The sequence below is a fragment of the Bacillus sp. EB V-12 genome (assembly GCF_056158125.1).
Genome location: NZ_JBUXJL010000009.1, coordinates 58,735 through 73,630 on the forward strand (window position 1 = coordinate 58,735; position 14,896 = coordinate 73,630).

The 14,896-nt window shown below is 35.3% G+C and carries 10 protein-coding genes and 1 pseudogene; 1 reads left to right on the forward strand and 10 read right to left on the reverse strand.

The features are described 5' to 3' along the window. Positions 1-133 precede the first annotated feature (133 nt). Together ACZDYH_RS23120 and ACZDYH_RS23125 are read right to left on the reverse strand one after the other, a co-directional pair. Complete coding sequence (locus tag ACZDYH_RS23120; RefSeq protein ID WP_139846786.1) at positions 134-1,018, reverse strand: BC_2427 family protein; 885 nt, start codon at positions 1,016-1,018, stop codon at positions 134-136. Positions 1,019-1,143: 125 nt separating this feature from the next. Beyond that, a complete protein-coding gene (locus ACZDYH_RS23125) occupies positions 1,144-1,845 on the reverse strand; it encodes a CsxC family protein (RefSeq protein WP_065212677.1) in 702 nt (233 codons plus the stop codon). Between the two features lie 675 nt (positions 1,846-2,520). On the opposite strand from ACZDYH_RS23125, the gene ACZDYH_RS23130 reads away from it, so the two are divergent. After that, a complete protein-coding gene (locus tag ACZDYH_RS23130) occupies positions 2,521-2,778 on the forward strand; it encodes a hypothetical protein (protein WP_406903998.1) in 258 nt (85 codons plus the stop codon). An 83-nt stretch (positions 2,779-2,861) separates the two neighbouring features. On the opposite strand, the gene ACZDYH_RS23135 is transcribed toward ACZDYH_RS23130, so the two are convergent. From ACZDYH_RS23135 to ACZDYH_RS23170, 8 genes and pseudogenes are all read right to left on the reverse strand, one after another. Next, complete coding sequence (locus tag ACZDYH_RS23135; RefSeq protein ID WP_065212679.1) at positions 2,862-3,794, reverse strand: N-acetylmuramoyl-L-alanine amidase; 933 nt, start codon at positions 3,792-3,794, stop codon at positions 2,862-2,864. Further along, the gene (locus ACZDYH_RS23140) at positions 3,794-4,219 is read right to left on the reverse strand and encodes a phage holin family protein (protein ID WP_065212680.1); all 426 of its coding nucleotides are present in this window, start codon (positions 4,217-4,219) and stop codon (positions 3,794-3,796) included. Before ACZDYH_RS23140 ends, ACZDYH_RS23135 begins: the two co-directional genes overlap by 1 nt. Before the next feature lie 39 nt (positions 4,220-4,258). Continuing rightward, positions 4,259-8,893, reverse strand: a complete 4,635-nt coding sequence (locus tag ACZDYH_RS23145) for a phage tail spike protein (RefSeq protein WP_406903999.1) — start codon at positions 8,891-8,893, stop codon at positions 4,259-4,261. Then, positions 8,890-10,365: a distal tail protein Dit gene (locus ACZDYH_RS23150; RefSeq protein WP_406904000.1), complete on the reverse strand. Its 1,476-nt coding sequence runs from the start codon at positions 10,363-10,365 to the stop codon at positions 8,890-8,892. Before ACZDYH_RS23150 ends, ACZDYH_RS23145 begins: the two co-directional genes overlap by 4 nt. A gap of 41 nt (positions 10,366-10,406) precedes the next feature. After that, on the reverse strand, positions 10,407-12,773 hold the full coding sequence (locus ACZDYH_RS23155; RefSeq protein ID WP_474887261.1) for a phage tail protein: 2,367 nt from the start codon (positions 12,771-12,773) through the stop codon (positions 10,407-10,409). 217 nt (positions 12,774-12,990) lie between these two features. Next, on the reverse strand, positions 12,991-13,248 hold the full coding sequence (locus tag ACZDYH_RS23160; protein WP_015945795.1) for a hypothetical protein: 258 nt from the start codon (positions 13,246-13,248) through the stop codon (positions 12,991-12,993). 257 nt (positions 13,249-13,505) lie between these two features. Next, positions 13,506-14,714: pseudogene (locus ACZDYH_RS23165) on the reverse strand (hypothetical protein); the annotation flags it as partial. 17 nt (positions 14,715-14,731) lie between these two features. Continuing rightward, positions 14,732-14,881, reverse strand: coding sequence for a hypothetical protein (locus tag ACZDYH_RS23170; protein WP_000338227.1), 150 nt, complete (start codon positions 14,879-14,881; stop codon positions 14,732-14,734). Positions 14,882-14,896 lie beyond the last annotated feature (15 nt).

Below are 14,896 nucleotides of genomic sequence, written 5' to 3' on the forward strand. Positions count from 1 at the left end.
AGAATGTAAAATTGAATTTATTAAGGATAAACAATTTAACAAATAGTTTGCAGCACTGAATGATTTACAAAAGAATACCCATCGATACACTACGAATAAAAATAGTCAGCTAATCGAGGGAATATAATTATTTTTAATTAATTCGCACTTGTACTTCTTGTTCTTGTATTACTTGAATGATTAACTCCAATACAATATTTTGTATTAACTGATGCTCATTATCATGAAGTTTACTTTGTTCTGATATGTATTCAATACATTGATATATATACCCTTCTACCAATAAGCTCCCTTTTTCAACTGTAAGTGTATTTTGCTCATTCTTTTTTACCTTTGGTATTAAAAATTCGGTTTTTGTCAAAATAATCTCCTGTTCAACCTCTTTTATTCCTATGACTTTTTCTTTAAATACAACCTTTTCTCGTAAACTAATTTCACCTTTATATCTTCCTATTTCTATTGGTAGTTTCGCTGTAATAAAATTATTTACGTCTTCCCCATTTTCACTCTCTAATATTATACTGTGAATAGGAATCCATGAAGATGCCTCTACCTTATTCTCTTCTTTATTCCCTTTATTTTTTTGGTTATATAATTCAAAATGAATTCTCTTCTCATGAAGATTTAAAGAAACTAATTTACAATAACTATCCGAATAATATTGTTGCACTGTAGTTAATAACTTACAATCTAATTCACGCCCTTCTATACCTTTTTCATTCCTAAATACAAATGCTTCTTGATTTTTCACATTTATTTTTGGATATATTTTAAAACTAGTTACTTCTGAAAAAATAGAAAATGGAGTTTTGACCACCAGTGAGCGTATTAAAGGCCCTATTTGTGATCCAGACGCTTTACCTTCTTTCTCTAATTTTGATGCTACATCTTCTCCCTTTAATTCAGGTGGTACTTCTTCTTTTCCCCCTCTTTTTTCGTGTGAATTATCTTGTATATTCAGTTTTTTATACTTGTAAATTTCATCCCATTTTCCCTTACCAATCCATGGATTTTTCATCACCATCCCCCCGTCTAATGAAATTCAAAAAATTTATTTTTGTATGTGACCATTTCATCATTATATATGTTGTATAAAAATAAAAAAGAAATTGTCTTTTTAACAAAGACAATTTCTTTTTATTTTTATAGTGCTACTTGTACTTGTTGTACTTGTAAAACTTTTAAAGTAAGATCTAGTACAATTTTTTCACGAAGCGTATCAAATGGTTCGTTTAGGTCTGTAGGACAAGGTGAAAAGTCTAATTCAAAAAATTGAGCGCTTACTAATTCACAATATGGTTGTTCGTTATAAAAAACTGCATTTTCAAAGAAATATTTGTCTAGACGTGGTAAATCACCGTTTTTAGGATTTATAAAATGAGAAGTAGTGTCCGAAGAAGAAGCTACTAAAGCTAATGATAGAAAATCACCTTCTGTCAGATCTGCAAAGCCAGAGAATGGAACATTTGCAATACGATCATATAGAACTCCATTACACTCCTCATTTGCATATTCAATATTTTTACGAATATAGCCTTGTACAAATAATTTGGCTCTTGTAACTCGTCGGTAAGGTGTACCTGGTACTGGTACGAATGCTACAGGCACTAACTTACATTGTGTTAAAAATACGTTTTTTAAGATGCGTTTAATTTCGACTGCTGGAGGCTCTAATGAAATATCGGACTCTACAACAATTTGAAGCGTTCTTTCAGCTAATACAACTGGAATCTTTACAATGGGTGCTCCTGGAGTAACAATTGGTGTTGCAGTCTCATCACTTAATGGTGTTTGGGTTTGCCCCGCTACCTGACATGGTACATTAATTGGACATTGTTCGCTCATGTTTTATGCTCCTCTTTTTATAAGATTTTAGAGTTTATTAAAATTTCAAACTCATAATACTTGTATATGTCTTTCTTCCATTAACGTTTGGGTTCTATAGTAGCCTTTTTAATCATTATCATTAAGTTAGTATAATCTAATCATTTTTATTGAAAATTCAGAAAATTAACATTTTTATAGAGATACACTATCTGTTTTCAACGTATCTCGCAAATTCGATAAAATTATGAAGTCCTTATTACATGGATTATCTTGAATTAAATTTTGGATATCAAGATATGAACACGGTTACCAAATAAAGATTTTTATTTTTTATCAAACTATATATTCGTAAAAAATCGCTTTACATATACTGAAGTTTTATTTGTTGTTACATAAAATCTTTTACCTATTCAATTTTGAGATATACATTCAAGACAGTATACTCCCAAATAAGAAATTATTTTAAATTAGAATGTTTTCTTTGATAAGTGTGTGTTGATTAATTTCATAATCAGTAATTCTATCCACTCTCCCTTGAAAATTAGCATAGTTTTTATGAATTCTATATCTATTAGAAAGCTCTCTATCATATAAAAGTATAATAATAGGTTAATAAACAAGCAGTTTTTTTGCTAAAACATAGAATAATACTAACCCTAATTGAAGGGAGGTATAAAAGAATGTCCTGGAATAATGATTGCTGGAGTTCTAAGAAAAATCATTGTTGTGATGATTGGTGGAAATCTAAAGACAAGCACCATTGTGATGACGATTGGTGGAAATCTAAAAACAAGCACCATTGTGATGACGATTGGAAGTTCAATCGAAATAAGTGTCGTTGTAAATGTTTCTTTATTTGTTGCCATTGTAACAAGAAACATTGGTAAGATTTTCAGTGCCAACTTAAAGGCAAAGAACCTGTCTTTTGGACTGATAAATACTAGATTATAGTAATTAAAAAGCTGACTAATTATTTTCAGCTTTTTAATTACTTTACATAAACATAGGCTTCATTTGCTGTTACATAGTATGTTTTACTTTTCAAACTTCACATATTCACCAGAAATCCATTGGTCGCCGCCAACATTATACCAACCGTCTCTATATCCCCACGATTGATATTTTTCACCTTGGTACACATTTTTCACGACTCCATAGTTAGTTCCAGGACCAGTACGAACACGTAATACATCAGCTGTAATGGTCACTACACCAATACCATCATTTGTAGATTTAGAAGTTGCCGGTGCATCCCCTCCTGTATAACGAATGTATGATGGATCATTATAAATCCACTGATTGCCACCAAGGTTTAACCATCCGTTTGATTGTCCCCATACTTCGTAGGACTCACCTTTACCTAATTGACGAATAATCCCGTATCCAGTACCTGGACCTTTACGAAGGTTAACGCCATTCCCTTCAATATACGCAATACCTGTCCCGTTAGTTGACGGCGGAATAGGTGTAGGAGTTACTTTACCACCTCCATTGTATGCATTTTGGACTCTTTCAATAAAGCTATTCCAACGTCCTTCTGCTAACATACGATGAGGACAGTACTTTCCACTCCATGATTGGTGTGTGCGAACTTTACTAATTGGAATATTGTACTGTTTCATGAGTTGGGCTACAACGATAGCTGCATTACCTTCTGCTTTATAATATAGATTTCCACCGTTTAAAGAGTAGCAAATCTCAACTCCGATAGACTTTCTATTACCATTACCACCACCATCACCGCAATGCCAAGCGTTACGCTCTAAAGGAATTCCTTGTACAGCTTCTTTATCATCTACCGCAATATGAAACGATACTTGGTTATCATTGCGAATCATATAAGATACTTCATTTTCTGCTGTAGCATCATTATAAGTATTGTGAACTGTAATGAATTCTGGATTCATTGTATACGGACACTTTATACCATATTTACTTGGGTCAACTAATTTTTTTCTGATTTCCATTATTGAACATCTCCCTTTTTCTCTTCTTGTTTTTGTTTTCCACCTAAAATTTCAACTGCATTTGTTAATGCTGAAGGTAAGGGGATTCCCATACGACCAGCGTTTTCTAACAGTGAAAGTAACTCATTGCCCATGAAGAAGAAAATAGTTGCTTCACGAATTGCGCTGTTACTTCCAAGTGCTGAATCTAGTTGAGCAGCTGCTCCAACCAAAAGAAAAAGCACCACCTTTTTGGCGATGCCTTTGAAACCAACTTTACTTTTTAACTCTCCGTTATATCCCGCTGCGACTACTCCTGTGATATAGTCGATAGTTGCCATGATTACTAGGACTTTCAATGTTGCATCCCATCCTCCCAAGAAATACCCACAGAAGCCACCAAAAGTGGCGATAAAGGTTTTTAATAATACATCAATACGATCCATCTTTTCCTCTCCTTTTTTAGATAATAAAAAAAGACCAGCTTATAGCTGCTCTGGTTTCCCGTTTATTAATTTTTGTACTAATTCTGTTAATGTAGACACATCGTTTGTTAGTGTCGCAACCTGCTCTTTTAGTTGTTTATTCTCACCTTTAACAGTAGTTAATCCTTCGTTAAATTCATGATACTGCTGTTGGAAAGCTGCAATAAGAATAGAAACAGTATTATATAAATTAATGGCCCGCTTCTCTTTATCTGTAAAAATAGCATCCGTATCGTCTGCAATCATACCAAAATAGGTTTCAATTTCTTTTGTTGTATATGGTTCTGTTTGTTCCTCTGGTTTGTTCACGCGCATTTGATACAGATCATACATATCGTCTTTAAAGTTGTATTGTTTTATAGCCAAACTCATGATTTTATCAAGAGCTGAGAAAGGAATATCTTTTATATTTTCTTTCATATTTCTAGCCGATGTAGTCTTAAAGGCTTTTGCCCACATATTTTGAGTAGCTATCGCATCCTCTTGCGCATATAGCGTTCTTAATTCTATATCTTTCCATCCCTGACCCATCATATCTTTAATCTGCAAGCCATTGTTATAACCTTGTACAAAACTTGACCTTATCATTGCATTACCCATGATTAAATCATGATCGGTGGCGCCGTTTAAGAAATGTATTTTATAGTCACTGCCTTTTCTTTTGAAAGTAAACTGTCCCCAGTTATTTGTAAAAGCATGAGGCTCCGTTGTGGTCACGCTGAAGGAACCAGCTCCAGATGTCCATCCTTCAGATTCTATCTCAATATTATTCAAACATTTTAAACGTAACTTCCCATCTGCATATATGTCCATATGACCACCATCATTTTGCATTTGAATATATGATGACCATATATTGTTCCCTTCAGCGTTTTCTCCTTTAGAGATTCCAAATTTAGCCCAAGCTTTAGAAGGTTGTTCGAATCCATTGATTCGCGGAGTCGCTTGATACATATAGAAAGCTCCTGCACCCCTGTATTTAATATTGTCAGAACCAAGGACGAGTGAAGGTTGAATACTTCCATCTGTTGTCTCCATAAACCCAAGATAAGCACGATTAGCGCCACTTCCATATAAAGTCATGTCCTGTGCATTTAAGCGGATGTGGTTACTATTAGAACCCTGTGGTGCTGTTTTGATAGTAACTCCTACTAATTCTTGTGCTCTTAAGTGTTTTGCTTCAATGTATCCGTCAAGATAAATTTTCCTAGCCTGAATCAATACAGCTTGAGCTGTTTGGTTAATTGCGGAAGCTATTTCACCAGCTTTAATTCTTGTGCTAATTTCATTACTCATTACAGATAACTGAGAACTATGAGATTCTACAATAGCTTTGCTTCCAAATGTACCGTCTGCTTCTATTTTCGTGTAAACATTTGTAGCTTCTGCCTTTAAGTCAATTCGGTGAGATTGCTGATTGATCGTAGTCTCCATTTGAGTGAATTTATTATTGAAATCACTAGTAGCTACTTTTTTAGCAATCTCACCAACAAGCTGGTCATAGTTGGCGTAATCTTTTGGATTCTCCATGAATGTAGAACGAGTAGATCCTTGTTGTAATTGGGGTTGAGATACCCAAATTGTACCGTTCTGTCTAACCCATATGTCACCTTGTAAATGCGTTACCGCTACGTTAGGAGAAGTAATTTTAACAGATACTAGTACCCAAGAATTGTTGACTAATAAATCTTTAAACTCGGTTTGTACAAATGTTGAAACTGCATTTGCCCCATTAAAGAATTGAAGTTTAATCGCTCCACCATTATCAAGTGTATTCTTATCCTGGACGTATATCCAAGCGGAGAATACATGATCACCGCCATTTTGTACAGCTGGAACACGCTGCATGATACCAGACCACTTACTAGCAGTTTGCCCTGTAGCTGTAATTTTGACAGAATTGTAACCTTCATGATGCCTAGCACTCTCAGGAACTATAGTAATCCCTGAACCTGTACCTACAATGCTCCATTTCGTTGTACTTGGGGTTGTATTTGTTACAGCTCCTGTGGAAGCGTTTATTACTCGGTCTTCAAATGCAGCATTAAATAGTAAGTTCGTGCTTCCTAAGCCACCTACATATTCCTGCATTTGTGTATCAGACACTTTAGATTTCATTTGATTATTCAACTGTGTGATATCATTCGTATTTTGTTGAATAACCTCTCCCTGTTTACCTTGCGTTTGAGATAACGTTGTAATGGTTTGAGAATTAGAATCTGTTGTTTGTTTAACTTGATTCAAGGTGGATTGCATTGTATTTTGATCTTTTTGAACGGTTGAGATTTTAGTTGTAACACCCTCCACACTTTTTTCAATCTCTGTTGTTTTCTTGGTGAATTCATCGGTTGTTACTTGATCTTCTGGAGCTGGTGTCCATTCGGTAGCTTTATTGCCTATTTCAATTTGAAAATTATATACTGTAATTTTTGCTCCAGTTGTGAAATTATCTAATCTCATGTTTACAGCCTTAAAAGCACTACCACTAATCGTTATTACACCCAAATATTTGCCGCTTAAATTTTGAGGGGAAAATGTAATTTTGGATGCAATAAGAGGCCACGGATTGCTCCCTTGCATATACATAGAACCCGATGGTGTCGTTGTACCTTCAACTTTCCAATCAAAAGAAACACAAATTTCCTTATTTAGAATTGAACTAGAATCCCCACCTGCAAAATTATAAATACTTAAAGTTTGATTCGCTGTATTATTACCAATTAAACTAGCTGGAATTGATGTGCCGAGAACAACATTTCGTCCACCTATTTTAGTGTTATTTACTTTGGTCTCTACACTCGTTAACTTCTCACTGATTTTCCCAGCCTCTTCTTTAATTTCAGTTGTTATTTTCTTAAGCTCACTTGTTGTTTGCTGCACATCAGAAATCGTCTTTTTTGTGCCTTCTACGGTTTGTTCGACTGTATTTAATTTATTACTGATTTCAGTATCTTTTTTTGTTAACGATTCAATAGAAGTTTTAAATCCATTAGAATCCTGTTCAAACTTAGTTACTTTCTTATCAATTTCACCTTGTTTATTTTCGATATTAGAAATTGTGCGACTAACACCTTGTAAACTTTCCTTTACTTCGTTGAATTGTCCTGTCGCCTGATTTTGTGCTTCTTGAACCTTTTGATTCAATTCTGTTTTTGCTGTTTCAATATCTTCCTTAACATCTTTAATACTTTGCTTTAATGGGCCTGTATCTGGAGTAACCCTTTGCCATTGACCACCTTTCCAAAGTTTCTGGACCTTATTTTCAGGATCAGAACTATCTATCCACAAAGTTTTTCCATCACGTAAATTCTCAGTAGGAGCTGTTGGTTGTTCGATAATATCAACCATGTTCTGCTCTATATATTTCTGTGTTGTTTCCGCTAAATCTTTTGCTGTTTGACTTTCTTTTTGTGCCTGATCAGCTTTATCTTTAGCATCAATGATGTCTTTGTTTTGTTCTTTTACTTTATCTTTTAATTGATCAAATAACTCTTGCGGAACCTTGTCATACAACGAGCTTAGTATCTTTTGATACAACCTTCGCAACTCATCATTTTGATCAACGATTTCACGATAATCACCAAATACATAGTTATCTAGTGTAGGATCTTTAAAAGATTCATCACCAGCAATAGCTCGCGCTTCAATATACAGCTTAGGTGTAAACCCTTCATCTATAATTCGAATTGTATCTCCCTCATTGATTTCCTCATGTGATAAACCAGGTATTCTTGCTATATTTTGCGCATCGACTCCATAAGAAACGGAAGCATTCACAAGCTTACCCATTTCTGTTTTCATTAGAGTCAACAGTCTCTCTGGAGACATATTTTGGTCGTCTGTTTGTGGAGTGTAGAAAGCGAATTTATGTTTTCCGTTCTCATTCCAGCGTTGATAAGCTGCATCATCTACAAGATAAGGAACTCCCTTATTTATGGATGAGATTGTAATGAATTCTCCGTTTTCTTTTTTTACAAAACCTAATAAGGCTGTACAAATACTTTGAGAGTTCTCAATACGTTTAATTCCTATTAAATCTTTACCAAAGGTTATTTCTTTTCTTGTATCTCTTCCTCGTTTCTGAACCATATCCACATAGCGTCCAACGATTTTAGAACCAACAACTTCAGCACGATATTGAATTTCTAATTCAAATGAAGCCGCAATTTTCTTAAGTAAATCCAATGGATCAGTAAATTCTTCAATTACCATTGAATGCGCTCCATCATGTTCGGTTTTACCTATTTTCCACTTCGTCCCTTTAAGAGCTATTTCCATACATTGTTTCAATGTTTTACTTTCTATTTTTTGCGGCTCGATAATTCCTGCTTTAGCAAGCTGAATCCATTCACCAGATGCATAAACCATTAATGATCTATCTTTAGAATCTTTTTCCGTTTCTGTAATGACATAAGGAACGATTCTACCGCCACGTACTTCTTTTAATACTAAATTTTGCTGTACAAGTGTTGCTGCATGATCTGTATTTTCGAATACCCTAAATTCTAATGTATCGATATTATTTTTAATTTCCCAATGTCGTTTGTCATCCCAATAGTCTTTAGGTTGTATAGCTGAAACGATTTGATTTGTTTTAAAATCAACAACATGTAAGTCTCCACTTGGTGCACTCATCTAAATCGCTCCCTATACGTTAACTTTGCTATTCCTACATTTGCTGGACGTATTATAACTTCATTTTTCCCTCTTTTTATAACAGGGAATGAACTAAATATATCTTTTAGTGCAATTGCATTTGTTCCATTGATTGTTACTAATGATCTTTCTGTGTCTATTTGAATTTTATCTCCTATATCAAAAATATAAGGTGTTACATCTTTATCGAAATGATTAATCTTGTAAAACTTAACATCTTCAATAAATGCGACTTCCATCGCATCATTATTTCCGTATTTAGTAACTGCTACAGCAATTTTTTTGGGCTTCATACTTGTATATTTAGATGTGTTGCTTATGTCTATCCAGTAATCTAATTCAGTATCGTTATCAATCTCTGTATTCGTTCTGTATTTAGATGCTTTAGCAAACCACTTGTTGCCCTCGCGCTTCATTGACAAATGACCTCTAAAATCATTGAACGATCCTTCACGAATACCACCTGTAGATTCGATAATTCTATAGTTATCTTTATTGACTTCGGATTCCATCCAACCTACACCAACTCTAGCATTAATGTTCTGCATAGTATTGTAGTAATCTGTTAAATCTAGCATGGTCATAACTTCATCATTATCTCCTAGAAGGAATACAGCTACAGAACCCATCTGACCAACTCTATTAGAACGTATTGTAAATTGGCAATCTAAAATAAAATCAGTAGTATCTTGAGGAATTGCTCTAGTCATTACAGGCCCATGCCATGCGGTACCATTACCATAATCTTCAGCATAGAATGCGTAACCTTGCCATACTTTAAAACTACCTGCGGGCTGAATATAACCGATTTTTTGAGTGTACGGTGTCCATTTAGTTAAGTCAGTCATTTCGTCCCATAAAATACGTTCCTCTCTAGACACTACAACCGTCTGTACCGGTACTGGATACCCAAGTCTGAAGTATTCTAGCCCATTCCATACATCCAGAAAAGGACTCTTTGCCCCTACAGTTATATCAATAGTTGGATTAGACTCTACAGATCCTTTATTAATAAAGTTAGACTTTAAGTCACCGTTCTCAATAGCAAGCGTTTTACTTTGTACAGGACCTAATTTATATGGCATTGGACAAATGAACTTAAGTGTACCTATTCCAAGTGTTACAAACTCATCTGGATCAAAACTGTCATCCACAACTGCTAAATATGTTCTATTGGGTTCTACATCAAAAATAAGCTCTACTGGTTGATCTGTTATTAACCAACTTGCAATTTCTTCTTTTAACATTTCTAAATCAGCATCATCAGGAACTATAATCCCTACAGGAATTGATAAAACACGCATTTCTGTTTGTGTATTTAATAATCTTGCCCCTGGATATCCTGGAGTACTTAGAAAATTCCGTTTCAATGGTGCCCAAGTTGGTCTTTTCCAACCTTTTGCAATTTGGATATAATTTTTACGTTCATTGTTAAATTTGAAAGAGCTCATTTTGACACCTCATTTCTTTATAAAATAAAAGAAACCCAAACTTAAAAGTCTGAGTTTCTTTTTGCTTCTCTATCTTGATACTCGGTTGTATATCGATAAGTACCCCGTGCAACTTCTCTTCCTTCTAAAATTACAGGCACTTCAATTGCTAGCCCACCACCTGGGACTGCAAATTCACCATTTACACCTTGCCCCTGGTATAATCCGTTAGCCTGTAATCCTATATTTCCAACATTAACTGTTGGTACTGCTGCTTCGCTCATTGCTTGTGATGCACGGTTTATTATGCCGATTGAGTTTTCCATACCAATCGCAAGACCAGCTCCAATATGCTTACCAACTTGATCTCTCATTAATCTTGATGGACTGTGAATGTCAAAGAATCCAGTAAAACCATCTAAAATACTGCTACCGATGGATTTCACCTTATCTAACACTTTTCCGGCCATACTTCCTAAACCGTCTATCAATCCACTTATTATATCTTTACCTATCTTAAATAAGTCGATTTTTCTTAAAGTATCAACAATCTTCGGTATAATATCAGTCACAATTGTAGAACCTAACTGTCCCACCATACTTACAATACCTTTTATTAATGCCCAAATTAATTGAACACCAGCTTCAAGGATTTTAGGTAAATTCTTAATTAATTCCCCTGCTAACGTGATAATAAGATTAAGTGCTGCCCCTACTAACTGTGGTAAGACTTTGACAATCCCTGCAATTAACATAAGCAAAATTTTGATACCTGCTTCAAGTATCTTTGGTAAATTCGCAATTAATGTGGATGCTATTTTAACAATTAAATCTAAGGCTGCATTAATAAGTTGCGGTAAGACTTTTACAATCCCATCGATAATAGCCATTAGAATTTTTATACCGGATTCAATTATTTTAGGTAAGTTTGCTAGTAATGTATCCGCTATTTTCGTTATAAGATTTATCGCTAAATCGATTAATTGCGGTAGCATTTTAATGATTCCATCTATTAAGCTAATTAAAACTTTAACACCAGCTTCAATAATCATTGGTAGATTTGACGTAATTGCTTCGATCAAAGTTGTAATGACTGTAATAATTGCTAAACCGATCATAGGTAAAGCTTGTGTAATACCTGTGATTAGCGAAACTAATAAATTTATTCCTATTTCAATTAACTGTGGTAAAAATGACATAATTCCATTAATAATGGTTTCTATAATCGTTACAGCTATTGGTATTAATTGCGGAATCATCTGCATAATTCCATTAATTAAAGTCATAATCAATTGAAGTCCTGTCTCGATAAGAGTAGGTAAGACCTGTACAATTCCGGAAATTAAGGTTTGAATAATTTGGATTCCCGTTTGAACAATCATAGGAAGATAAGTTGCAATCATTTGTGAAATTGTATTAATGATTCCAACAATGGCCTCAAGGATAATTGGAGCCGCTACAACCAAACCATTCACAAAACTTGAAATCATTTGAGATCCCACTTCAAGAAATTGTGGTAAAGCTGTTGTTACAAAATTAGCTATATTAGTAAAGATGTTTGTAATTGTCTCAAGAATAATTCCTGAGTTTGCATTCAAATACTCTGCTATCGCTGGCAAATAACGTGATACCGAGATAAGTACACCGGGAAGCCCACCAATAATCGCCCCTGCTATAGAAGGACCAATTGTCTTAAAAATCTCTCCTAATTGGCTAAAATCTCCTGAAAAAACAGCTTTTACAGCATCAAAAAGTTGAAGACACGCTTCACGTATTTTACTTACTGCCAATCCTATCATTTCAGCTGCATCTTGAAACCCTTTTGGTAAGTGTGTAATCCAATCATTTAAATAATCCCCATCAACAGCCGTATAGAATAGATATTTACCTAATGATACTAAGATATCGATAAAACTTTGTATTCCACTTATCACACCAGTAATACTATTTTTAAAGCCTTCATTTGTTTGCCACAAATTTTTTATTCCGATTACCAATCCTACTATCGCTGCGGTGGCGGCTATAAATCCTCCTACCACTAATGCAACTGGACCAGCAACAGCCCCAATACTTACACCTACTATTCCAGCTATACTGGATAAGGTGACAAATACCGGGGCTAAAGCCATGCAAGCTCCGATTAATATTCCTAATGCAACCGTAATTGTGGTTAATGCTGCGGCTAATGCCGGGTGTGCTGAAACCCAACTTGCAAATGCTCCAATAATGTTGGCTACTATGCCTAAAAGTGGCTCAAGTGCCATTTTCAAATCTCCCATTGCTTTTTGGAACTTCACAGCTGGACTCGCATCCATTTTTTTGATCATTTCGTTGAGTTGTTCTTGGCTTACATTTAGATCAACAACTTTATCTTTAGCGCCTAGTAAAGTATTTATAATGTTTTGCCCTTGATCTTCATACATTGTCATTTTGTTATCGTAAAGGCTTTTTATCCTCTACTTCTTACAGTTCATTTCCTGTAAGTTCGGCATACGTTTTCACTAATAAGTGTCGCGGTCTCGTGGAGGGATTATATCTTTTCACCCTCTATGCTCTGCCCCTGACTATACTTTGTATAGCCTTCGGTTCAAATTAGGAATCTCACCCTTCTTGCTTTATACCGCGATTTTACTTCGGCACAATTTATCATCTACCGAAAAATTTCACACCTAATTCATTACGCTTTGTTTCATCCTCAACTTCTGATAAAGCCTGTGCAATTTCAGTCATAGCTGCCGATCCATCTTTACCACCTTTAGCTACTGCCTGACCCCATTTTTCAACTTGTTCTGCTGAAATTTTTGTGCCTTCAAGGGATTCTTTCATAGCTTTATCGACACCTTGGCCGAATTCAGCCGCTTTGACACGCCCTTCTTTTAAACCATCTAAGAGATTATCAATCATTTACATTCAACGTGATTCGCAACGTCACGCCCGTTCTCTTATGAACTGCTATACGTCACCGCATAGATTAGACTATATCTTCAACTACTTGAGTTGCTCCCCGTTTCGAGTGTCATTTGCTTACACTCTACGTCTTCCGACTAGTCGTTGCACGTTCCTTAATTAAAAGGCTTCGCTCAGTATTGTCTCATTTGAGAGTTTCACTGAATTAAAGGAGTTTTTCAATGTATGTCGCCATACAAGGGAACTATAATCTAATTCCATGTTCCAGTTTCAACACCAGCTGCCATGATTGCTTGGACCTCTTCAGCATTGTAGCCTGCTCGCGTCAGCTGACCACCATATTCGGCGATAATATCTAATTGTTCCGGTGGAAAACCCATTTTTAAAAGAGAATTTGTTAATGCTAGAGCACTTTCGTTAGTTACTCCTAACTCATTCCCAATCTCATTTGATTCTTGAATTAATTCTGTAAAATCAATACCAGCATAAGCCGTTGAAATAGCCGCTGCACCTTTTACAATCGAAGTGTTAGCTGTATCGCTTACGGTTTTATTTAAAGCCCATTGTCTACGTGTACCCTCCAGTGCTTCTTCCACATCTACACCATACGCTTCGATTCCTCGAACAGCTTGTTCAACTGATTTTTTAGATGATGCTGGGACTTCAAAAGTTACATCAATTTTCGTTTTTAATTTCGAAGTTTCAAGTGCTTTTTCAGCTACACCTGAGATACCACCAGCCGCCATTGCTCCGCCTAACATATTTTCTAAACCGATATCTAATTCTTTGAAGCTTTTCCCTGCTCTTTCAGCTTCACGTGAAAGGTCCCTTAAATCATTTCGAACTTGTTGTATTGAATTACCATCATCAACAGAACGAAGCGCACGTTGTAACTTTTCAATATCAGCTTCTGCTCCCAATGCTTCACGACCAATAAGACCAATCGCTTGATCTAACTGTCTACTGGTAGCCGTACCACTTTTAATTGCATTCACAAGACGATTTCCTAACGCTCCTGCAAAATCATCAACACTTTTCCCTGTAGCTCTAAATAATGTTTCTAATTGCCTTGTTGAACTCGCTACGTTGTCTTGTTCAGCTTTCATATTTCCAAGCTTATTTTTCAGACCATTAAGTGACCCTTCTGTAAATTCAATTTCACGCCTAAACGCACGATATTGTTCCTCAGAAATCTTTCCATTTTGAAACTGAGCTTGCACTTGTTGTTCTGCTGCTTTCAATTTATCTAGCTTTTGGGTTGTATTTTCAATTGCTTGTGTAAGTAATTGTTGCTTTTGAGCCAACGCTTCGACATTACCAGGGTTGAATTTTAAAAGACGCTCAACATCTTTTAATTCTTTGGTTAAATCATTACTTCGTTTATTTACATCTTTTAAAGCATTTTGTAACGGCTCTGTATTCCCGCCAATTTCTATCGTAATTCCTTTAATTTTTCCTGCCATTTTCTCACCTCTCTTCTTTAGAAACTATTAAAGTCTGCTTGCGTTGCTTTACGCGTTTTTTCTTGCGGTGGCTTCTGCATTTCTAAATATTCATCGATATAATCAAGGCACATACCAATTGTCATATCTTCTAAATCTGCTTTTGTAAGTTTGCATTTATAACACAAAACAAGGAACGTCTC

Excerpts from the sequence above, each read along its gene's own strand:
- ACZDYH_RS23160 (WP_015945795.1), bottom strand. The coding sequence starts at position 13,248 with ATGATTGATAATCTCTTAGATGGTTTAAAAGAAGGGCGTGTCAAAGCG.
- ACZDYH_RS23130 (WP_406903998.1), top strand. The coding sequence starts at position 2,521 with ATGATTGCTGGAGTTCTAAGAAAAATCATTGTTGTGATGATTGGTGGA.
- ACZDYH_RS23155 (WP_474887261.1), bottom strand. The coding sequence starts at position 12,773 with ATGACAATGTATGAAGATCAAGGGCAAAACATTATAAATACTTTACTA.
- ACZDYH_RS23145 (WP_406903999.1), bottom strand. The coding sequence starts at position 8,893 with ATGAGTGCACCAAGTGGAGACTTACATGTTGTTGATTTTAAAACAAAT.
- ACZDYH_RS23120 (WP_139846786.1), bottom strand. The coding sequence starts at position 1,018 with ATGAAAAATCCATGGATTGGTAAGGGAAAATGGGATGAAATTTACAAG.
- ACZDYH_RS23140 (WP_065212680.1), bottom strand. The coding sequence starts at position 4,219 with ATGGATCGTATTGATGTATTATTAAAAACCTTTATCGCCACTTTTGGT.
- ACZDYH_RS23125 (WP_065212677.1), bottom strand. The coding sequence starts at position 1,845 with ATGAGCGAACAATGTCCAATTAATGTACCATGTCAGGTAGCGGGGCAA.
- ACZDYH_RS23150 (WP_406904000.1), bottom strand. The coding sequence starts at position 10,365 with ATGAGCTCTTTCAAATTTAACAATGAACGTAAAAATTATATCCAAATT.
- ACZDYH_RS23135 (WP_065212679.1), bottom strand. The coding sequence starts at position 3,794 with ATGGAAATCAGAAAAAAATTAGTTGACCCAAGTAAATATGGTATAAAG.